This window comes from Anabaena catenula FACHB-362 (assembly GCF_014698735.1).
Classification (GTDB): Bacteria; Cyanobacteriota; Cyanobacteriia; order Cyanobacteriales; family Nostocaceae; genus Anabaena; species Anabaena variabilis_A.
The window spans coordinates 1-22346 of record NZ_JACJTQ010000037.1 but is presented as its reverse complement, the minus strand read 5'-3'; the positions used below and the strand labels follow the sequence as shown (position 1 = coordinate 22346).

General features: G+C 40.9%; 18 protein-coding genes. 11 read left to right on the top strand and 7 right to left on the bottom strand.

What is annotated here, in order from left to right; genetic code table 11:
• The first annotated feature begins 8 nt into the window (after positions 1-8).
• Both H6G68_RS20090 and H6G68_RS27690 read left to right on the top strand, forming a co-directional pair.
• Positions 9-593 carry a hypothetical protein gene (locus H6G68_RS20090; protein WP_190908223.1) on the top strand — a complete coding sequence of 195 codons (585 nt, stop codon included), beginning with the start codon at positions 9-11 and terminating at the stop codon, positions 591-593.
• A gap of 278 nt (positions 594-871) precedes the next feature.
• Positions 872-3142 (top strand): peptidylprolyl isomerase, encoded by a 2271-nt coding sequence (locus H6G68_RS27690; protein ID WP_199332670.1) that lies wholly within the window; start codon positions 872-874, stop codon positions 3140-3142.
• 534 nt (positions 3143-3676) lie between these two features.
• Here H6G68_RS27690 and H6G68_RS20080 read toward each other — a convergent pair.
• On the bottom strand, positions 3677-4645 hold the full coding sequence (locus H6G68_RS20080; RefSeq protein ID WP_190908222.1) for a DUF1517 domain-containing protein: 969 nt from the start codon (positions 4643-4645) through the stop codon (positions 3677-3679).
• Between the two features lie 1093 nt (positions 4646-5738).
• Between H6G68_RS20080 and H6G68_RS20075 the strand changes: the two genes are divergently transcribed.
• Positions 5739-6977, top strand: coding sequence for a glycosyltransferase family 4 protein (locus H6G68_RS20075; RefSeq protein ID WP_190908221.1), 1239 nt, complete (start codon positions 5739-5741; stop codon positions 6975-6977).
• Between the two features lie 178 nt (positions 6978-7155).
• Here H6G68_RS20075 and thiS read toward each other — a convergent pair whose 3' ends face one another.
• Together thiS and H6G68_RS20065 are read right to left on the bottom strand one after the other, a co-directional pair.
• On the bottom strand, positions 7156-7368 hold the full coding sequence (thiS, locus tag H6G68_RS20070) for a sulfur carrier protein ThiS (RefSeq protein WP_190908220.1): 213 nt from the start codon (positions 7366-7368) through the stop codon (positions 7156-7158).
• A gap of 179 nt (positions 7369-7547) precedes the next feature.
• Entirely contained in the window at positions 7548-8591 is a 1044-nt protein-coding gene (locus H6G68_RS20065; RefSeq protein ID WP_127053193.1) for a thiamine phosphate synthase, read from the bottom strand.
• A 324-nt stretch (positions 8592-8915) separates the two neighbouring features.
• Between H6G68_RS20065 and H6G68_RS20060 the strand changes: the two genes are divergently transcribed.
• Positions 8916-10454, top strand: a complete 1539-nt coding sequence (locus H6G68_RS20060) for a DUF1565 domain-containing protein (RefSeq protein WP_339327875.1) — start codon at positions 8916-8918, stop codon at positions 10452-10454.
• Between the two features lie 194 nt (positions 10455-10648).
• Here H6G68_RS20060 and H6G68_RS20055 read toward each other — a convergent pair whose 3' ends face one another.
• The 3 genes from H6G68_RS20055 to H6G68_RS20045 all read right to left on the bottom strand — a co-directional run bounded on the left by H6G68_RS20055 (position 10649) and on the right by H6G68_RS20045 (position 13856).
• Positions 10649-11335: a hypothetical protein gene (locus tag H6G68_RS20055; RefSeq protein ID WP_242045332.1), complete on the bottom strand. Its 687-nt coding sequence runs from the start codon at positions 11333-11335 to the stop codon at positions 10649-10651.
• A 218-nt stretch (positions 11336-11553) separates the two neighbouring features.
• A complete protein-coding gene (locus H6G68_RS20050) occupies positions 11554-13623 on the bottom strand; it encodes an S-layer homology domain-containing protein (RefSeq protein WP_190908217.1) in 2070 nt (689 codons plus the stop codon).
• Between the two features lie 38 nt (positions 13624-13661).
• Positions 13662-13856 carry a hypothetical protein gene (locus H6G68_RS20045; protein WP_190908216.1) on the bottom strand — a complete coding sequence of 65 codons (195 nt, stop codon included), beginning with the start codon at positions 13854-13856 and terminating at the stop codon, positions 13662-13664.
• A gap of 15 nt (positions 13857-13871) precedes the next feature.
• Between H6G68_RS20045 and H6G68_RS20040 the strand changes: the two genes are divergently transcribed.
• From H6G68_RS20040 to recR, 7 genes are all read left to right on the top strand, one after another.
• Positions 13872-14870, top strand: a complete 999-nt coding sequence (locus tag H6G68_RS20040; RefSeq protein WP_190908250.1) for an ABC transporter ATP-binding protein — start codon at positions 13872-13874, stop codon at positions 14868-14870.
• A complete protein-coding gene (locus H6G68_RS20035; RefSeq protein WP_190908215.1) occupies positions 14871-15683 on the top strand; it encodes an ABC transporter permease in 813 nt (270 codons plus the stop codon).
• A gap of 60 nt (positions 15684-15743) precedes the next feature.
• On the top strand, positions 15744-17591 hold the full coding sequence (locus H6G68_RS20030) for a GldG family protein (protein ID WP_190908214.1): 1848 nt from the start codon (positions 15744-15746) through the stop codon (positions 17589-17591).
• A 184-nt stretch (positions 17592-17775) separates the two neighbouring features.
• Positions 17776-18393, top strand: a complete 618-nt coding sequence (locus H6G68_RS20025; protein ID WP_190908213.1) for a DUF4340 domain-containing protein — start codon at positions 17776-17778, stop codon at positions 18391-18393.
• A gap of 14 nt (positions 18394-18407) precedes the next feature.
• Positions 18408-19259 carry a formyltetrahydrofolate deformylase gene (purU, locus tag H6G68_RS20020; protein ID WP_127053207.1) on the top strand — a complete coding sequence of 284 codons (852 nt, stop codon included), beginning with the start codon at positions 18408-18410 and terminating at the stop codon, positions 19257-19259.
• Positions 19260-19350: 91 nt separating this feature from the next.
• Complete coding sequence (locus H6G68_RS20015; protein WP_190908212.1) at positions 19351-20148, top strand: CBS domain-containing protein; 798 nt, start codon at positions 19351-19353, stop codon at positions 20146-20148.
• Between the two features lie 339 nt (positions 20149-20487).
• Complete coding sequence (recR, locus tag H6G68_RS20010) at positions 20488-21045, top strand: recombination mediator RecR (protein WP_199332671.1); 558 nt, start codon at positions 20488-20490, stop codon at positions 21043-21045.
• Between the two features lie 192 nt (positions 21046-21237).
• Here the strand turns inward: recR and H6G68_RS20005 are convergent, their stop codons facing one another.
• A complete protein-coding gene (locus tag H6G68_RS20005) occupies positions 21238-22218 on the bottom strand; it encodes an aldo/keto reductase (protein WP_190908211.1) in 981 nt (326 codons plus the stop codon).
• Positions 22219-22346: the final 128 nt, after the last annotated feature.

The window sequence follows — 22346 nt, the reverse complement described above, 5'->3', positions numbered from 1 at the left end:
AAATTCTTATGAAACTATCTCGTATTCTGCCATTAGTTGTTGGTAGTGCTGCTGCTGGTATTCTGGCTAGTAGTGCATCTCCTGCTCATGCTTTGGTTTGGACATTAGAGAATGTGCAATTTGAGGATGGAGCAACTGCCACTGGTCAATTTGATTATGATCCCGCAACTTCATCTTATGTTAGCATAAGTATAAATATATCAAATGGAACGCACTATGGTAGCGGACCTCTTGGTTATGATTTTTTTACCAATGACTTTGTCACTGGGGATTCAAACTTTTTGGTTTTGTCTAGTCAGTCTAATTATCTAAATCTCTTTTTTAGTTCCCCTTTATCTACTACACAAGAGATTATTAGCCTTGGTAATGATTCTTCCTATGGTCTGTTATCAGGAGGAGAGCCTGTTTTCGATTCTTCTTCTCTTTTAACTTCAGGTTCCGTCAACTCAACAGCCGTCCCCTTCGACATCCCCGGAGGCGCAACCATCCCCACAGTCGGTTCCCTCTTCGCCTTAGCACTGATGAGAAAAGCTAAAAAAAGCATAGCATCAAAAAACCGCATCGCCAGCCCTGTGAACACAGTAGTTTCATAACCCAAGTGAGAATTTAGGTGTGGAGACATTCCATAGAACGTCTCTACATTATGGGTAATTAGCTTGTTACTCTCGCGTTAGCTTTTTTTACTTTGAACTAAACGCAAAGATAGAGTCTTAGGGGGGTTGACAATAGATTTGAGATTTGTTATCGTAATCTTGATAAGGAAGAACTATCTAAAAATAAAAAAGCCAGCCGCAGGCAATAACCTCAGCGGTTTTTTAATGCCTATCTATTGGCAAATATAAAACGAAAAACCCTAACTATTATCAACAATATGCTCAAATTTACACCTATTGTCACCACCCCCATCAATAATATTTCTGTGGGAGTAAATGCAGCGGATACTAATCTAAATTTAATTAACTACTTTGATGACCCTAGCACAACAGGACTCGTAGCTCATTTTAATTTAGCAAATACATCAATAGGCAATGGAGTAATTAATGTAGTCCTATTCGACCAAAATGGAGCCGGCGCACCAAAAACAGTTCAAAATTTCCGCAACTATGTCAATAATGGCAGGTATACCAACAGTATTATTCATCGTTCTATTCCTGGCTTTATTGTTCAAGGTGGTGGGTTTACAGTCAATAATCTAGCTGTAGGAACCATTCCTGCTAACGCACCGGTGCAAAATGAATTTAGTACCCAGCGTTCTAACGTGCGCGGAACCATCGCTATGGCTAAACTAGGTAATGATCCTAATAGTGCCACTAATCAATGGTTTTTTAACCTAGCAGATAACTCCACTAACCTCAATAATCAAAATGGCGGGTTTACCGTTTTTGGACAAGTTCTTTCTAACAATGATTTAGCAACTATTGATGCTATTTCTGCCATACCAATTTACAACGGAAGTGGCATTAATTCTGCCTTTACAAATCTACCTCTCATTGTTGATAATCCCGCCCAACCTGCTATTACGAGAGATAATAATTTTATTCGTTACAGTAGCATCACAGTTTCACAAAAAGATGAACTTACATTTACTGTAGTTGGCAACTCTAAGCCCACCTTAGTCACTCCTAGTATTAATAATAAGCAACTTTCACTCGATTATCTTCCTAACCAAACTGGTACTGCAAATATTACTCTTCGCGCTACAAATTTATTTGGTGACTATTTAGATTATCAGTTTTCTGTCACAGTTCTACCTATTATTACCCTGGCTATAAATCCCACCAGCGTCACCGAAAATGGTGTAACAAATCTAGTTTACACCTTCACCCGCAATGGCACTTTAACCAACCCCTTAACTGTCAACTATAACGTTGGGGGAACAGCTACTTTTAATAACGATTATACTCAAATTGGGGCAACTAATTTTAATACAACTACTGGCACAATTACCTTTGCGGCTAATTCCGCCACAGCCACTTTAAAGATTGACCCCACTGCCGATACAATCATTGAAAATAATGAAACTGTAACTCTGAATTTGTCATCAGCAACAACCTATAAAATAGGAACAAATACAACTATTACAGGCACAATTATTAATGATGATGTTCCTAACCAAGCCCCTACAAACTTGACTTTATCTAACAACAAAATTGCCGAAAATCAACTAATTAATACAGTTATTGGTAACTTTAGCAGCACCGACCCAAATCCAGGTAATACTTTCACCTACAGCTTAGTTACTGGAACAGGTTCTACAAATAATAACCTATTTACAATAGTCGGCAATCAACTCAAAAGCAAATTCGTTTTCGACTATGAAACCAAAAATAGTTATAGCATCAGAGTTCGCACCACAGACCAAGGTAATTTATTTTATGAGAAACCATTAACCATTAATATCAACGACTTAGATAATGTTTTTACAGGCACTATTAATAACGAAAGTATCACTACAACTGCCGAAAAAGATATTATCAATACTCAAAGTGGTAATGACACTATTACCAGCGTCTTTACTAATTTACAACAAAAAGATTCTCTCAATGGTGGTACGGGAATTGATTCCCTAGTTATTAAGGGAGGAACAACTGCAAATAGTATTTCCATTAATGCCAATAACACTACCAATCAACTCTTAAATATTACAGGCACAACTATTGTAGGATTTGAACGATTTGATTTAAGTGGATTTGCAGGAAAATATAGTTTTGTTGGTACTGTCAGTAATGATTTGATCAAAGGTGGTACAGGATCAGATAATTTAAGTGGTGGTGCGGGTAATGATACTCTTAATGGTGGTGCTGGTGCAGATACCTTAATTGGTGGAGTTGGTAACGACATCCTTTATTTAGGTTTAAACGATAATGCAGTAGATAACGTTAACTACGTCTTTGGTAATGGTGCAGATACCGTTTATCAGTTTGTTCGTGGTGTCGGTGGTGATAAACTCAATTTTACAGGTATTAGTGCTATTGATGTGCTGAAATCAGGTATAAATACACAACTGCGAATTAGTGATGGGATTGCAGGTAATACTAGTTTTGGTACAGGTCAGTTATTAGTCACTTTATCCGGTACATCTGGCTTTATTGGTGCTGATGTGAATGTTAACTTGTTTGGTGCTAATTTCTTATTCAGTTAAAGTTTGTCTAGCCCCAGAATTCTCTTCTCAGTGCAAGAAGTAAGTCAAGTCGCTTCGCTCCAATTAAAAATTAAAAATTATTAATTAAAAATGGCAATCAGTGGGGGCTTGTACCCACCACTAATTGTAGACCACTGAATCAAAGATTCGGTGGGGGCTTGCACCCAAAATTAATTAATTAAAAATTATTATAGCAGGAGGCAGGAGGCAGAGGGCAGGAGGCAGCAGGGAAAGCCTTATTATATCTAAGTTTCAAGGATTAATAATGTCCTAATTATCCTGGCTACAGCTATATTAATCTTAAATTTTTAATTTTTAATTTTGATCTCGTTCCCAGTCTCTGACTGGGAATGCTATCCAAGAGTCTCTGACTCTACTGTGACGTACCATTAATCAAGTTTACGGTTCGTTACGCTATCGCTCTAAGCGTAGCCTGGCCCGCAAGGGCTTTACGCACCCTACGTATCTTATCTCGTTCCCATACAGAGTATAGGAACGAGAAACGAGAAATTTTCTTACATAACGAAAGCTTGGTTAAACCAACTTCAAATCAGGATACTCAGCAAACAAATCATCAGAAGTCAAAGTATCACCTTCAGCTTGGGGAGTCCACAACACTTCTAGAGCTAAAAGTTGCTCACCAGGAAGACTACCAATTTGTCGCAAAGCTTGACGTAAATCATCGGCGCTATTAATTTGGGGAATTTCAAATTTACCCAAAGTTGCAGCTAATAAAGTGACAATGAGATATTCTCCAGGCCCTTCACTAATGAGACGAGTGGGATTATCGACTTCACCGGGTAATTCTTTAGCCAGAACGGATTTTAGCTGATTGTTAACATTAGAAAGGGTTTCTTCGCTAAACTTGCTGCGTTCAGCCAATGACAAGCGATTAAATTGTGATTCAGCCGCATTTAATTTCACTTGTTGGCTACCACCACCGGCATATACCCAATATTCAGGATGACGTAGTAAAGCCAAACTCGCTTCTTGCAAAATTTCTGTTCTCCCTTCTGGGGTGTTGGTATCAGCTTTTTCGGCAATTTGGTTAAGTTCGGTTTGTAAACCTCTAGCTTGTGCTAATAAACCAACTTGTAAACGAGTGACAGAAACACCGGGATTGCTGTTGTAGCTTACTTCTTCACCTTCTCCACTACTAACACGGCGGAAACTTTGGACTAAGAAATTAGCGATCGCAAAAAAGATTAAAATACCAAACAACCCGCCAAAACCTCCCCCAATACCCCACAAGGGAAGTAAGAACGGAAAACCAAAACCACCACCAAAACCGCCACCAGGATAATATCCCCCACCACCAGGTGCGTAGGTGCGTGGTGTATAAGTCCGGCTAGAAGGCATTCTAAAAGAACCCCCACCAATACGTCCACCACTGCGTGCAGCTAAAGCACCATCAGCATTCCCCAGCGCTAAAGCCAGCACCAGACTGAGGACAAAGGTGATTTTTAACAGGGGTTTGAAGATTCTTTGTATTTTTTTATGCATAACTAATCTGGAATTGCAGTATTTTTAAGTTTTCTCCCCCCATTGGTAGGAGACAATAGCCACAAGCAAATACAGTACCAGTCAGCAGACTTTTAAGCCTGTTAAGAGTTTCCTGTTCCCTGTTCCCTGCTATATATATCCAATCTACAGGGTATTATCTTGGATTGACAGCAAACGCAGGGGGGATTTCTCGCGTAGATAACCGTACCGCGAAACATCTTTGCAAATACAGAACTTTGGAATCAATTAATTATTCTCTTCGCTGTTCACTGTAATTAAACCAAAAATCTTACTTCATAAACTGACACATACCCAGATAATTTTTTTCTCATCAGGATAATTTTTTTTCCGGATAGGGAAAGAATATTCAGCACATATTGGCAGGGGGTTAGAGTAATCATATTTGCTATAAATACAGATCCAATCAATAAAAAAATAACAAGTACCACGTATGTCTCTGAGTGGAAATTATCAACATCTGTACAGAGGTAAAAATATACGATTGGTAGTTTATTCTGTTGCCCACAAGAGAATAAACACCTTCAATATCAGGATAAACAAGGCAAAATTTTACAATAGTATGAACAAATATAAATCATTCTTAGGAAATACAATCTGTTGCCTAAAGTATCAATTTTTTAGAGATATTTTGGCAATTTGGCATGGATTTTGGACATATTTAGGCTAGTCTATTAATATCAGCTAGATTTAGTAATTTCACCAGCATTCTCCAAGAAATTGCCACAAGCCTATCCGCGATAAAATCTAGCTCAAGTTGATTATGCCAAAAAATAACCCATCATCTCGTATCCGGTTGAATAGTTATCATTAGGGAACCGCACGGTGACGGGTCGAGTTTTTTTTGATCAGCAATTACCCGGACTTGATATCAATAGTCAATTGCAGACAAAAATATAAACAAGCCAATTTAAAAATCAATCTCCCTTCATTGTTAATTCTTGATTTTCAATTCCGAATCTTGACAAAATATTTAGCCAGATCAGCTATGAGTGTTCAAATCCACTTATCGCCAATCAAACTGCGAGAAATGAAAAATTAGTTCAAGGATATCAAGTTTATTAAAAACATCATCATGGAACATATTTCACAACTAGGAACACAATTTAGGGACAATATAACTTATCCAGATATCCTAGTTATTTCCCGCATCTTCCGTCCGCAAGAGGCTGTAATTGGGGAATATGTATATAATCGCTGTTTGCAAGATCCAGACAGAGTGATTGTATTAGCCGCTGGTTGCTCAGGAGATAAAATATTTGATAAAGCGCAAAATTTTCCAGTTTATCGCTGGCCATACTTTAGTTTCTGCTGTGGTAATGTATTGAGCAAGATATTCAAGCCTTTTTTTAATATTATTTGCTCATTATTACTAGCCATTAAGCTATATTTCCGCTATCGTTACCGCTACATTGAATGGTGTCATGGTGAAGATTTTATAGCTTTGTTAATACTTAGTTATATCTTACCAATTCGATTTTTCATCTACCTCCACGGTAATGACTTGGTTAGTATTACACCTAATCCTTTGTGGAGATGGCTATTTAAAATTACCCTAAAACGGGCAGAAGGAATTGTCTGTCACAGTTCCCATATCAGAGATACTTTAAGAACTAAATTTCGCGTAGATACTCCTACCCACGTCATTAACCCAGTAGTCAGACCAGAAAAATTTGGTACTCCCACCAGTCCTAGTCATCTCAACGAATTACGCGTTCGCTTACGTCAAGTTTACAACATTCCCGAAACAGCCATTGTGATTCTCTCAGTTGGTAAATTGCTCAAACATAAAAACTTCGACCGAGTAATAGATAATATTCCGTTACTATTAACTATTGGTGTAGATGTTCATTACATCATTTGCGGTGAAGGACCATGTGAACCACAGCTAAAAAATCTATCCCAGCGTTTGCGAGTAGATAAAAGAGTACACTTTGCAGGCTATGTAGCCGAACGGGAATTAGCCAGTTATTATGCAGCCTGCGACATTTTCGCCATGCTAACTGTAGAGTCAGAAAAAGCTAAAAACATAGATAATTTTGGCATGGTTTATTTAGAAGCAGAATACTTTGGTAAACCTGTAATTGCTTCTCGCTTAGGGAGTATTTTAGACACAGTTCACCATGAAGAGAATGGACTGTTGGTAAATCCAGATTCAGGCTATGAAGTCTTACAAGCCTTTAAGCGTTTGTGTCAAGACCAACAACTACGAGAAAAACTTGGTCGTCAAGGTCAAGAATTAGCCAAACGCAAAACCTATCACCGTTGGCTATATGCACCTGAATCTCGTTATTCTTGTTTGTTGAATTATTAATTGGTCATTAGTCATTAGTCATTGGTCATTGGTCATTGGTCATTGGTCATTAGTCATTGGTCATTGATCATTAGTCATTGGTCATTGGTCATTGGTCATTGGTCATTAGTCATTTTCTCCGCGTCCCCGCGTCCCCGCGTCTCCCCATCTTCGTGTCCCCGCGTCCCTGCCTTCTATTCTATCCACCACCAACGATTGTAACTACTTCCAAGCGATCGCCATTTTCGATTTTAGTCTCTGACCAAAACTGACGGTGTAATATTTCACCATTGTATTCCACCGCCACCAAGCGGGGATTAAAACCCAACTGCTGAAGTAACTCAGGTAAAGACATTTCGGATAAACAACTCTGAGTTTCTCCATTTACTTGCAAAATAATTTTAGAATTCATAATCCGTAATTCGTAATGCGTAATTCGTAATTCGTAATTCGTAATTGAAAACAGGGAAGACGGGGAGAGGGGGAGACACGGAGACGGGGAGACGGGGAGACACGGGGACGCGGAGATGGGGAGGAATGACCAATGACTAATGACCAATGACTAATGACTAATGACCAATGACTAATCACCTACTTCCGATAAAGTTGGGAAATAAAATACTGTGTGACTAAAGTTGGTTGTTCAGCTTGCATGAGCGATCGCACCACAGCCACCTTTTGCGCTCCCGCATCAATCACATCATTAATATTACTAGTATCTATTCCCCCAATTGCCACCCAGGGAATTGGACAATTTTGAGCCGCATAGCTGACATATTCTAAACCTGTTGCCGCCTTACCTACTTTTGTCGGCGTTTCATATACTGGCCCCACACCAATATAATCCGCACCTTCCGCAATTGCCCCTTGCATTTCTTGAGGATTTGTGGTAGAACGCCCTATCAAACGCTGCGATCCTAGCAATTGTCGAGCAATAGCGATAGGGATATCTTGCTGTCCCAAATGCACCCCATCAGCATTGACAGCCAAAGCCAAATCTACCCGGTCATTGATAATGAACAAAGCCCCGTAATCATCACATAACTGCTTAAGTTTCCTAGCTCTTTCCAGACGAATCACATCATCAGCCGTTTTTTCTCGATACTGTAGCAGCGTTAAACCACCTTTGAGAGCCGCTTCCACAATCTCGAACAAATTATCTACCGGAGAAGTTACCAAATATAAGCGCGATCGCCATAATAATTGATGGCGCTGATAACCCATTAAATTACTTTCCAGGGTATAAACCTGATAGCGCATTTGCTTAAAAGCACTACCCATATTCGGGTCATACAGCTTGCCATATTCCTCCAGCACCCTCAGTGCTTCTTGAACACGACAAAAATTGGCTTGCAACAACGATGTAATATTAGCTCGTTGTTCTTCTTGGGGATGGGTTAAATCAGTACCAGCATCACCTGGAGTATCTCGTGCCGCCCTCATTTGTGCCGTATGCCAGTTACCTACCTCTTGACGTAGGTGCTTACAGACCCCAGCTAACTGGGCATCATTTAAGCCAAAGCGACACCATTCCTCAATAATTCGCAGACCCTCACGAGCGCGGTCTAAGTTTGCGTCTAAAATGCGGTAAACCACTTGCTGTACTTGCTGTTTTTGGCTGTGGGCTTCGACCATTACAACAACTCCGTTGTTAGTCCAATCATAAAACCTCCAGCCTGTTTCATAATATTTGTATCATTAACTATTTACTAACTAAATTTGCATGAAAAATAGCCAATTGGTCAAAATATGAGTAATATTATTCACATAATATTACTGTATGAAAGTATAAAACTTCAGTGTGTGTTCTAGAGGAGTTAGTTAAATTTGATGCCTCCCTTTAAATTTTTTTATAAGCATAGAGCAGATATCCTGCCAACAAAGCTGGTTTTTCCTCAACTAGGCAGATATTCAGATTGGCCTGCCTCAATATTGAGTTTAAGCTTTGCTTTAGGAATCGTGAGTATAGCACTTTTAAACACAAGTTTTAGCAGCGCCATTGCCCAGATTACCATCTCAGAAGAACGGAAACTTGACAACGAGAAAATACTCTCTCAGGTTAACGTCCTATTTGTCAACCCAAGTGCTGGAGATGACAAACTAGGTAATGGTAGCGATCGCGCTCCTTGGAAGACAATTACCCAAGCCTTACAAGTAGCACAGCCTAATAGTCTCATTATCCTCTCGCCGGGTACATACAGTGCTGAAACCGGAGAGGTATTTCCCTTATTCCTCAAACAAGGTGTGGCCATTCAAGGAGACATTCGTAACAAAGGCAGAGATATCAAAATTATTGGCGGTGGCGAATACCTGAGTCGTAGCTTTGGTGGTCAAAACGTTACCATTGTTGGTGCTAACCAAACAAGTTTAACTGGAGTCACTCTCAGCAACAGCAATCCCCGTGGATATGGTTTATGGCTGGAATCAACCAATCTCCTAGTTCAGGAAAATACATTCAGCGGTAATACCCAAGATGGGATTTCCGTCACAGGCAATGCTACACCGACTATTAGCAACAATTATTTTTACCGCAACGGCGCTAATGGGATCACTGTGACTGGTAATTCCCGTCCTGAAGTCCTGGAAAATGTCTTTCAACAAACTGGTTTTGGCATTAACATTGCCCAGAATGCTGCTCCCGTAATTATCGGAAATCAAATTCTCAACAACAGATCAGGAATTATTGCACAAGCCAATACCAGCCCGACTTTGCGGAATAATTTAATTGCAGGCAGTCAAGAAGATGGGTTGGTCATAATTGCCCAAGCTACACCAGATTTAGGTAACTTCACAGAACCAGGTGGAAATCAATTTCGGAATAATGGTCGCTATGATATTAATGCTAAAGCTGCCAAGCAGCTAATCTCTGCCCCAGGCAACAACCTAGCCAAAAACCGCATCATTGGCAATGTAGACATTAACGCCAGAACAGCCCCTATAGCCAGAAACTCTCCACCTGATTCTTTCTCCCTACAGGAAACACCTCAAGGCAGAGAAATTGTCTTTGCTGCCCCCACAATTACCAAAACTCCCAATCAGTATTTAGCTATAGTACCCAGTGACAGAACTACTTACCCAAATGGTCAACTATCACCAATACCAGCTAATGTGCAAACTTCTTTCCCCAGCAACAATTCCCAGCTAACTACCACTGGAGAACAATCAGATACACGGCAATTAAATTATGTGCGAATTGAGCCGGGAGTCATTGAGTTTACTGCACCTCAAGCATCTCTCCCTAACAATTCAGTAATAATATCAGCACCCAAACTTTATACAACTACTCCGAGGGGTGTACGTTATCGTGTCATAGTTCCAGTTACAAATAACCAACAGCGGGAAGTAGTGCTTTCTGTAGCCCCTGATGCTTTTTCCAAAACCTGGCAAGGTCGTAGAGTCATGCAAGTTGGAACTTTTAGTAGTCAAAATAACGCCAGCGAAATGGTGCAAATTTTGAGTAGTAAAGGTTTAAGAGCAATTATTCAGCCTTTGAATTAATTCGTAATTCGTAATAATGCCTACGGCAGGCTACGCCAACGTAATTCGTAATTCGTAATTCGTAAATAGGGAACAGGGAACAGGGAACAGAGAATTCTTAATTTTCCTCGCGTCCTCGTGTCTCCTCGTCTCCGCGTCACCCCATCTCCCCATCTCCCCTGCCCCCTGCCCCCTGCCCCCTGATTCCTAAACCATTAAACAGCAAATTCCGGCTCTTCTCCTGATATCGCTTTGAGTTTGGATGTGAAGGATTCAGAGCGATCGCTCCTTTGGGGCGTAAACTGTCCAATGGGGGGGTTATTAGCATTTTCTGGCAGATGTTTTAGCTCTTTGGCTGGAATCAAACTCCCTTGAGAAATCAGCTTTTGACTAACAACAGTCGCTAACTGCCGCTTGCTTGTATCTGTCGCCACTTTAAAAGAAGGAGATGTTAAAACGCGCCCTTCTTGCTCACTATTTGCTAAAGAGTGAGTGGGAAGCTTACTTTCTTGGTAAGCAGTCCCAACTTTAGCAGGGATCAATTGAGCATTTTTTGTTTGTTCAATCGGCGGTGCTTGTGGTAACTGTGGTAATACTGGTGGAGATATTTTGGTTAAGCTTTCCGGAAATTTGCTGCAAATCAGGCGTTCAAATTCCATATTGAAATGATAAATCACCTGTCCTCGCCGGAGCCAAAAAGTTAAAATTTGTTGTACTGATATTGCTTTATAACGACCTTGATACAGTGCTTCAACCACTGCCAAGTGTAACCAATGCAGCGGGTATTCTCGTCGCCAGCTGTTAATTAATTCACTGGCACTATACCCACTGAGTTCAAAACTATAATGAACTAATAATTTAGCGGCTAATTCTGCGGACGTATCTGGGGCTGTTGTTAGCATGGGGCTGTTAGTTCCAGGCAATAGGTATAAATGTTTCACCCATCGCATCTAGCCTAGCGTCTTTTTGGCTACATGAGCGTTTTCTCATCAGCTGCAAATTTGATAGGCAGTGTTTTTCATTCTACTTGTCAATTGCTGATATGCAAAATAATATAGTAGAACTTGGGCGCTGGACAAAATCACCAGCGTGTGCAAAAAAGACATGGGAAAGAGTCACCTTAAATTAGTCCTATATAGGGTGAATTAATGGGTTTAGTACGCTTTAAGGCAACCAATGCCTGATATATCATAGCTGCAACTTCAGCCCTTGTAGCATCCCTTGTTGGTGCAAGCAGCTTGGGATCTGGATAATTAACAATCATTTTCTGTTGTGTGGCAGTCGCGATCGCACTTCGGGCATATTCAGGAATAGACTTTTTATCGCTGTAAGCTAGTGAGACATTATTATCAGCCGCTGGTAGTCCTAATCCGTTCACCAGGGAAACAATCACCTGTAACCGTTGAACATTCTGATCGGGGCGAAAGGTGCGATCGCTAAATCCGCTCACAAAACCACCTCTAGCAGCCGTTTGAATGGCTTTAGCTGCCCAAAAATCTGGAGGCACATCAGTAAATTCTGTGGCTTGGCGTTTGGCTATGGGGTTAAAAGCCGCCGCGACTAAAGCCGTATATTGAGCGCGAGTCATGGGTTTATCTGGTCGATAACTCCCATCTGCAAAACCTTGAGTTAAGCTCATACTCACTAAGGCGCGGATAAATGGCTCTGCCCAATGTCCTACTAAATCAGAGAAAGAGGGAATCTCTGTTTCTGGTTTGACAATATAAGGAGAAGAGATGGCTTCTACTGAGCCTCTAGTGACTAAAGCCTGATAAATTAAAGCTGTCACCTCAGCACGAGTAATTTCTCGTAATGGTTCTAGTAATTCTGTTTGCGGGTAATTAACTACTAATAATTTTTGCGTAGCCACTGTAACTGCATTGATAGCATAACTGGGAATTTGAGCGCGATCGCTATACACTGTTAACCCATTGGGGTTGCCACCGGTCAATTTTAAACCATTGACAATTGAGACTATTGCCTGAACCTTGGTTAAATTTTGCCCTGGTCGAAATGTCCCGTCGGGAAAGCCACTGAGAAAACCCCCATCAACGGCACTGGCAATAGCAGCAGCTGCCCAAAAATCAGTTCTCACATCTTTAAATTTATCTAAATTATTACTAGTCAGTAGTTGAAAAGTTTTGGTAATTAAAGCCGCATATTGAGCGCGGGTAATTGGTGTGGATGGTTGAAAAGTACCATCAGGAAAGCCGCTAATCAAACCTTTGTTGACTAAGGCTTCCACAAAAGCCGCCGCCCAATGTCCATCTAAGTCAGAAAAACTGCTGCTAATTCCCACTTGACTGGGCGTTTCTGCTGTGGCAGCGATAAATTTCACCAATCCCTTTACCTGACTAGGATTCAACAGATTACCTACAGAAGTTAATGTTTGGGATGATAAATTTTGGACATCAAATTCACCTTGATCCCGGAAAATATTATCAGCGGGATCTTGGGCGCTACCTAAGTCAGGAACAGCATTACCATTCACCAACAAACCACCTTGGCTATTTTTGGTAATCAGATTTCGCCGTAGTACAGGACTTGCATCACGAGAAAGTGCGATCGCTATCCGGTTTTCTGAAAGCTTATTATTTGCCAGCAATGGCGCAGCAAAATCACTAATTGCTATCCCTATAGGGTTATTTTGAAAACTATTCCGCAGCACTTCCCCCTTGCTATTACGTGCCATCATTAACCCGCTGGACACATTCTGCACAAACAGATTATCTAGAATTGCAGGTTTAGCATTACCAGTCGTAAATATTCCTTCCCTTCCACATTTACTGAAGGTATTATTAGCCAAAGTTGGTGCTGTCGATTCAATCCAAATACCTGTACCCTTAGAGATAGAATTCGTCACCGTTACACCCAACAGACTGGCATCACCTAGCAACAACATAGTGATATTTTGCAGACCAAAACTAGGACTTTGATACTCACCACCTCCAGTAATCACAATTAAGTTACCTTTGTTAGCTTCGTTACCCACCACTAACATCTGTGTGGGAATAATCAAGGGAAAAACTTCACCACTAGCGGTGCTGTAAGTTCCTGGTGCTAACTGAATAATGGCAGATGTTGTGGTAGCTTTGAGGGCGCGGGTAATAGTTTTGAAAGGGCTTAATCGGGAGCCAGTATTAGTATCATTACCTGCAACAGGGTTTATATAGATTGTAGCAACAACCATAATTTATAATTTATACTTTGTAATTTATAGTTTATACTTTATAATTTCTGCTTTTGGTTTGTGAATACTTCTTTCTTCTCTTTCTTTCCTTCTTTCTTCTCTTCGCGTCCTTCGCGTCTTCGCGGTTCAATTAATCCAGGCGGTTCAATTAATCCAGTATTTTCTGGTAGTGCGCGAAAATCTCTCCACATTTCCTTCAGGAAAATGTCAATATTGTGGATGTTAAATTGCAATCAACCACAACACCAATGATAGAAGTTGAACATCTCAGTAAAATCTACGGTTCTACCTCAGCCATCACTGATGTCACCTTTAATGTCGAACCAGGAGAAATTTTAGGTTTATTGGGGCCAAATGGCGCAGGGAAAACCACAACCATGCGAATTTTAGCCGGCTACTTACCAGCAACCAAAGGTACAGCCAAAATAGCAGGGTATGATGTCCATGAAAATTCCCTCGCAGTTCGACAAAAAATCGGCTACTTACCGGAAACACCACCTTTATACCCCGAAATGACAGTTGAGGGTTTTCTGCACTTTGTAGCCCAAATTAAGGGGGTCTCGGCAGGCGATCGCTCTCTCAAAGTCCAAGCCGCCATGCAACGCTGCAATTTACAAGAAAAACGCAAAGTCATAATTCGCAAACTTTCTAAAGGCTATCGTCAAAGAGTCGGCATTGCCCAAGCCATAGTCCATGACCCCCCAGCGATTATTCTCGACGAACCCACCGTTGGACTTGACCCCCGACAAATCATCGAAGTGCGAAACTTAATCAAAAGTCTGGCCGGAACCCACACAATTATCCTCTCAACCCACATTCTCCCAGAAGTAAGCATGACCTGTAACCGCGTTGCCATCATTAATCGCGGTAAAGTAGTAGCCACCAATACCCCAGAAAACCTGATGACACAACTGACAGGTGGTTCTGGATATGACCTAGAAATTACAGGAGAAGTGACCCTGGCAAAACAAGTGCTACAAAATGTATCAGGTGTGATTCTGGTAGAATCAATGCCGACCAGTTATCAAACCCAAACCCAAAACCGTGGCCACCTGCGAGTCATATCGCAACCCGGAACCGAACCAGGTCAGAATATCGCTGCTGCTTTGATTCGGGGAGGATTCGGTTTATACGAAATGCGTCGTGTCAACGCCACCCTAGAAGATGTGTTTTTGCAACTGACCACAGAAGAAAAGAATTTACCCCCGGAAGTAGACTCAACAGACACAGAAGGAGAAGCCGCATAGATGGGTATAGTACTAGCTAATATCATTGCCATTTATCGCCGAGAACTACAGAGTTATTTTGTATCGCCCTTAGCTTATGGTATTGCAGGCATCTTTTGGTTTATCTCCGGCTTATTCCTCGTCATGATTTTGCTAGGCCCAGGAGGTATTTTGCCCACCGTAGCAGCCTATGACATCCAAGGACAACAATTAGGAGTCCCAATACCGCCCATAGATGTTCCTTATGAATTTGTACGGGCATTTTTAGACCGCATGGGGTGGCTGTTATTATTTATCCTACCCATACTTTCAATGGGACTTTATGCCGAAGAACGCAAACGGGGAACATTAGAACTATTAGCCACATCACCAATTACCAATTGGGCTGTAGCCGTTGGGAAATTATTAGGAGTGCTAACATTTTTGATCACATTGATTTTACCCCTATTAGGATTTGAAGCGATCGCACTCAGCAGTTCAAATCCCCCCATGTCACCCATAATTCCCTTACTCGGTCACTTAGGATTAATCTTACTAGCAGCAGCCATATTATCTTTAGGAATGTTTATTTCCTCATTAACAGACAGCACAATTTTATCAGCCGTCCTCAGTTTCGCCGTCATGATCTTGCTGTTATCTATTGATGCCATCGCCAAAAATATCCCCGGTCCCATAGGACAAGCATTAAGTCATCTTTCCCTACTCAAACATTACAACACCCTCGTTCAAGGAATTTTCGACACCAGCGCCTTAATATTATTTACCAGTTACATTATATTAGGCATCTTTCTCACAGCCCAATCAATTGATGCACTCCGCTTTCAAAGACAGTAAAGGCATAATCTCATCTGCGGTTAATTATTCCTGGCATTACTACCAAATGACCAATAACTAATGATTAAAAAACAACTTTGGAAACTAATATTTTGGCTAGGACCATTCTTTATATCTGTCGGCGTAACAGCAGGTATCATCACCCAAAAATGGGGATTAATCCCATTAGCATTTATAATTACAGGTTGTGTGATTTGCGGCTTGTGGATAATATTACAAAGTCAGCAGCATAAATGGTGGAAACAGCGTTCAACCCAAGCAGGTACAAATGCCTTGGTTGCAACTTTAGCAGTGTTAACCATTTTGGGATTAATCAACTTTTTAGGTACTCGCTACCACCTGCGGGCAGACTTAACCGAAACACAGTTATTTACCCTCGCCCCCCAATCTAAAGAATTGCTAAAGACCTTGCCACAAACCGCTAAAGTGTGGGTTTTTGCAAGAGATAAAGATCCTCTAGACCAAGAATTACTAGAAAATTTTCAGCGTCAAAGTCAAAAATTTAAATTTGAATATATTGATCCTCAAATTAGACCAGGACTAGCAGAAAAATTTGGTGTTAAAGATTTTGGTGAAGTATACCTAGAATTTGAAAATAAACGGCAATTAGTCCAGACAGTCAATGAAAATGAACGCCTCTCAGAAATAAAGTTAACTAATCGCCTCCAACAAATCACCAGCAATACTACCGCAAAAGTTTACTTTCTCCAAGGTCACGGCGAACATCAACTTACACCAGGTAAAGGTGCAATCTCCCAAGCAATTCAAGGATTAACAGACAAAAACTTCACCGCTTCACCATTGAACTTAGCAGAATCTTCCCAAGTTCCTGAAGATGCATCTGTTGTGATTTTAGCCGGCGCAAAACGAGAATTATTTGAGGGTGAAGTCCAAGCCTTACAAGACTATCTTAATCGTGGCGGTAACTTACTGTTGATGATTAACCCCAATACTAACCTCAAAATTGATAGCTTGCTAAAAGATTGGGGTGTGGTATTAGATAATCGTTTGGCTATTGATATCTCTGGACAAAGTTTAGGACTTGGGCCTGCTGCACCCCTCGTCACAGAATATGGACAGCATCCTATTACTAAAGATTTCGGTAATGGTTATTCTTTTTATCCCCTAGTCCGACCTTTAGTAATTACTCCAGTTTCTGGTATTGAATCTATTTCTTTACTCAAAACTAAACCCTATCCTAACAGTTGGGCAGAAAGTGACCAGCAAAACGAAAAATTAGAGTTTAATGAAGGTAAAGACCTCAAAGGCCCTCTAACTTTGGGTGTGGCGTTAAAAAGAAATTTACCAGCCCAAGTTATCCCCACTCCCACAACTTCACCAACTCCAGCAACTTCACCAACTCCCACAACTTCACCAACACCAACAACTTCCCCAACACCAACAACTTCCCCAACACCAGCAACTTCACCAACACCAACAACTTCACCAACACCAACAACTTCACCAACACCAACAACTTCACCAACTCCCACAACTTCACCAACACCAACAACTTCACCAACTCCCACAACTTCACCAACTCCAGCAACTTCACCAACTCCCACAACTTCACCAACTCCAGCAACTTCACCAACTCCCACAACTTCCCCAACACCAACAACTTCCCAACTTACTCCTAAAGAATCGCGGTTAGTAGTATTAGGAAACTCGGATTTTGCTACAGACGGCTTATTTGAACAACAATTAAATGGGGATGTATTTCTTAATTCAGTCACTTGGTTGAGTCAGCAAGATCAGCAACCTCTTTCAATTCGCCCCAAAGAACCGAAAAATCGTCGCATCACCATGTCAACCACCCAAGCAAATATTCTAATCATATCTTCTTTGTTGCTTTTACCGTTAATTGGTTTGACAACAGGCGGTATTATTTGGTGGAAACGAAGATAGATATTAGTTACTGAGGAGATAGGGAGGCGGAGACGCGGAGGGAGATGGGGAGACACGGGGACGCGGGGACGCGGAGATGGGGAGACACGGGGACACGGGGACACGGGGACGCGGAGAAAATGAAGAATAACTTAATTACCTATTCCCAATCACCAATCACCAATCACCAATTATCGATGACCAAATGAAACGCAGCACTTTAATTTTGATACTTTTAGCCCTGGGTTTGGGTAGTTTTGTTTACTTCATTGAAACTAAAAATTCAACTCGGCAAGAAGAAACTAAAGAACAAAAACAGCAGCTTTTCTCTTTCGCTGCTGATGATATTCAGTCATTAACAGTAAAAACCAAAGATTACACTTTGAATCTAGAACGTAGCAATAAACTTGAACCGCCAAAATGGTTAATAAAATCACCAATATCAGAACCGGCAAATGATGCAATTGTCTCTTATTTACTGGATTTATTGGTAAAAGGTAAAAGTGAAACAACTTTATCAACTCCACTTAGTCAACTCCCAGAATATGGCTTAGATAAACCTCAATCAACTATCGATATTAAACTCAAAAATCAGCAAACCCATCAGTTAAATTTAGGAAAAACTAATTTTAACAAGAGTTTTTTATATGCTCAAACTGACCCCAATATTCAAGAAAATGGTAAGATGAATCTATTGTTAGTATCTCCAGATTTTAGCAATGCAGTAAATCGTGAATTATCCGAGTGGAAACAAAACGCAAATAATCTTGAATCACAGCCTTTACCTCTTCTTCCTTTACCAACTCCCACCAATAGCAAATAAGTGATATTTATCTAATGAAGTCAACAGCAACTTTACTAATCTCCTGTCCTGACCAACGGGGATTAGTTGCCAAAATTGCCAATTTTATCTATGCTAATGGTGGTAATATTATCCATGCAGACCAACATACAGATGCTGCTGCTGGTTTATTTCTCACCCGCATAGAATGGCAGTTAGAAGGTTTTAATTTACCAAAAGATTTGATTGAACCTGCATTTAATGCTATTGGTCAACCTTTAGGCGCTACATGGGAATTACACTTTTCTAATACTGTTCCCCGGATAGCTATTTGGGTAAGTAAACAAGACCATTGTCTTTTTGATTTAATTTGGCGACAACGCGCTAAGGAATTTATTGCTGAAATTCCCATAATTATCAGCAACCATCCTGATTTACAGGGAGTAGCGGAACAATTTGGTATTGAATATCATTATATTCCCATTACTAAACATAATAAACTAGAACAGGAAATTAAACAACTAGAATTATTAAAAAAATACCAGATTGATTTAGTTGTTTTAGCAAAATATATGCAGATTGTTAGCGCAGACTTTATTAAACAATTTCCTCAAATTATTAATATTCATCATTCATTTTTACCGGCTTTTATTGGTGCTAATCCCTATCATCGAGCCTTTGAAAGGGGTGTGAAAATTATTGGCGCAACAGCACATTATGCTACTGCTGATTTAGATGCAGGGCCAATTATTGAACAGGATGTGGTGCGGGTAAGTCACCGTGATGAAGTGGATGATTTAGTCAGAAAGGGTAAAGATTTGGAGAGAGTTGTGTTAGCTAGGGCAGTAAGATTGCATTTACAAAATCGCGTTTTAGTGTATGGAAATCGCACTGTTGTCTTTGAGTAAAGGAAATAGTCCCAGATGACATCTAGAGGACAGTAAAAATGTAGACTTTCATGAAATACTAGTCCTGCGGATGTCTTATTCCTAACGACAGATGAAACAGCTAAAATCCCGTTCTCAAGATTTACGCAGCTTATTTGAGAACAGTATCACCATAGAATATGTAGCCGAACCATTAAAAGCTGTAACAGCTGACGCAGATGTAACAGAAGTACTAGATTGGATGCAGTTACAGGATTTTGATGTGGTGGGGGTAAAAACAGGAGATACTATCAGCGGTTATGTGGAACTAACTACATTACTAAAAAGCCAATCTGGAAAATGCAGCGACTATCAACGGGTGTTTCATCCTCAAGAACTAGTCGCTATTTCCACCCCACTGATGAAGTTGTTTCCTATTCTGAAACAAACGCCAAGATTATTTGTATTAGACTGTAATAAAGTAAGTGGTATTATTACTTGTGGTGATTTGCAAAAAGCACCAGTGAGAATGTTGCTTTTTGGTTTGGTGACGCTGCTAGAAATGAATCTGTTACGACTAGTAAGGCTTTATTATCCCCAAGATTCTTGGCAAAAAGTCCTCAAACCTGACCGTTTAGAAGCTGCTCAAAAGTTATGGCGTGAGAGTCAGGAAAGAAATGAAGCTACAGATTTATTAGATTATCTGCAATTTTGCGATAAACGAGAATTGGTATTGAATCAACCAGAACTTTTTCAGCAACTAGAACTGAAATCAAAGCGGTTTGGTGAAAGGTTCCTCAAATCGGCTGAACACTTGCGAAACCGTTTAGCGCACGCTCAAAGTTTAGTCAGTGGTTCCTCTTGGAAAGATTTGATTTCCTTAGCTGAGGACATGGAAAGGCTATTAGTTAGATGTGAAGAGATTGAATAATTATCAATGTATAGCAATCCTATTGGAGTTGATAACTTATCGGTGAGTCAAGGGAACAGGGAATAGGGTACAGGGAACAGAAGTGTTCATGAATCATTCATGAATCATTTAGGACTGCTATATTAGATATTTCCGAAAAAGGATGTAAAGACTTTGCTTACAACGTCTCTACAAGGGTTCTGGAAAACGCATATTTAAATTCGGTCGATGTCTAGTGTAATTGCGATCGCACCACCAATACTCCAAACCCTCCCAAAAATGTCATCATAGTAAAGGTGAAAACATCCAGGAGACAAAACTACGGTTTACGCACGCCCTCTAGCCCGGTTAATTGAACAACTGCAACGCCTACCAGGAGTCGGTCCCAAATCCGCCCAGCGTCTAGCTTTGCATATTTTGAAGCGCCCAGAAGCAGAAGTCGCAGCCTTAGCACAATCCCTGATTGATGCAAAAAAACAAATAGGCTTGTGTCAAGTTTGCTATCACCTCTCGGCTGAACCTGTATGTGAAATCTGCCGCAACCCCAACCGCGATCAGACAACTATCTGTGTAGTTGCAGATTCCCGTGATGTCATTGCACTGGAAAAAACCCGCGAGTATAAAGGTAAATATCATGTCTTAGGTGGGGTAATTTCCCCAATGGACGGTATTGGCCCAGAACAATTGACAGTCCAATCTTTAGTACGGCGCGTCAGTCAGCAACAGCCCAAAGAAGTGATTATGGCCATTAGTCCCAGTATAGAAGGGGAAACAACCACATTATATATAGGACAGCTACTAAAACCATTTACTAAAGTCACACGTATTGCTTTTGGTTTACCTGTGGGTGGTGATTTAGAATATGCTGATGAGGTGACTCTGGCTAGAGCAATGGAAGGACGACGAGAATTAGATTAGATAGAGCAGCAGTCAAACCATTTGGGATTTTAGATTTTAGATTGACCCCAGCAATGAAGTCAGCGGAAAAGATTTATATTTGATTTATGTAGGGGTTTAGCGATGCTAAACCCTCTTCAGGGCTTATTGTCAAGAATGTTTAAGCGCAGAGTGCAGGCCACTTTCACAAAAATCAAACAGGAATCCTAGATATTAGCGGTTGACAGTACTCATATCAGGATAGCGATCGCCTGCGGCTACACCCAAGGGTGCAACAGACTCCAGTCGATTCAGTTCTTCTGGGGTGAGAACAATCTCCACTGCTGCAACGTTTTCTGACAAATAAGTACGGCGCTTCGTACCAGGAATAGGAACAATATCTTCTCCCTGAGCCAAAAGCCATGCTAAAGCCAGCTGACTAGGAGTTACACCTTTTTCAGTAGCAATTACCTTCACCTGTTCCACTAATTGCAGGTTCTTGTAGAAATTTTCACCTTGAAAGCGGGGAGAAATTCGGCGATAGTCATCAGCCGCAAGGTCATCAGGGCTGGTGATTGTACCTGATAAAAAACCACGTCCTAGAGGACTGTAGGGAACAAACCCAATTCCCAATTCCCGCACAGTGGGTAAAATTTCATCTTCTGGGTCACGATTCCAGAGAGAGTACTCTGTTTGCAATGCTGTAATTGGGTAAACTGCATTTGCACGGACAATTGTAGCCGGAGCAGCTTCTGACATCCCGATGTAACGTACCTTACCCTGCTGCACTAATTCTGCCATTGCGCCAATGGTGTCTTCAATTGGTACAGTGGGGTCAACCCGATGCTGATAGTAGAGGTCAATTACCTCCACCCCCAGCCGTTTTAGAGAAGCATCACAGCAGGAGTGGACATACTCTGGTTTACCGTTGACACCCAGAAAACCACCATCTTCACTTCGCACATTGCCAAACTTTGTCGCCAGTATTACCTGATCTCGGCGGTCTTTGATGGCTTTACCAACTAGCTGCTCATTAGTGAAAGGGCCATACATATCTGCGGTGTCGAGGAAATTAACCCCAAGTTCCAAGGCGCGGTGCAAGGTAGCTATTGCTTCTTGCTCATCACGTCCGCTATAGAACTCAGACATTCCCATACAACCAAGTCCCAGTGCTGAAACAACCAATCCTTGTTTACCAAGTTTTCTAGTTTTCATCTTTTTCTACAAGATACTTAACCGATACAAAAAAGCTAACAAATGCTAACAATTACCAGCTTTTTCTTCCTGCTTCATCCTATTCGTGTCGGCACGATCTAGTCCACAGGCTAACACGGTCAATCTGA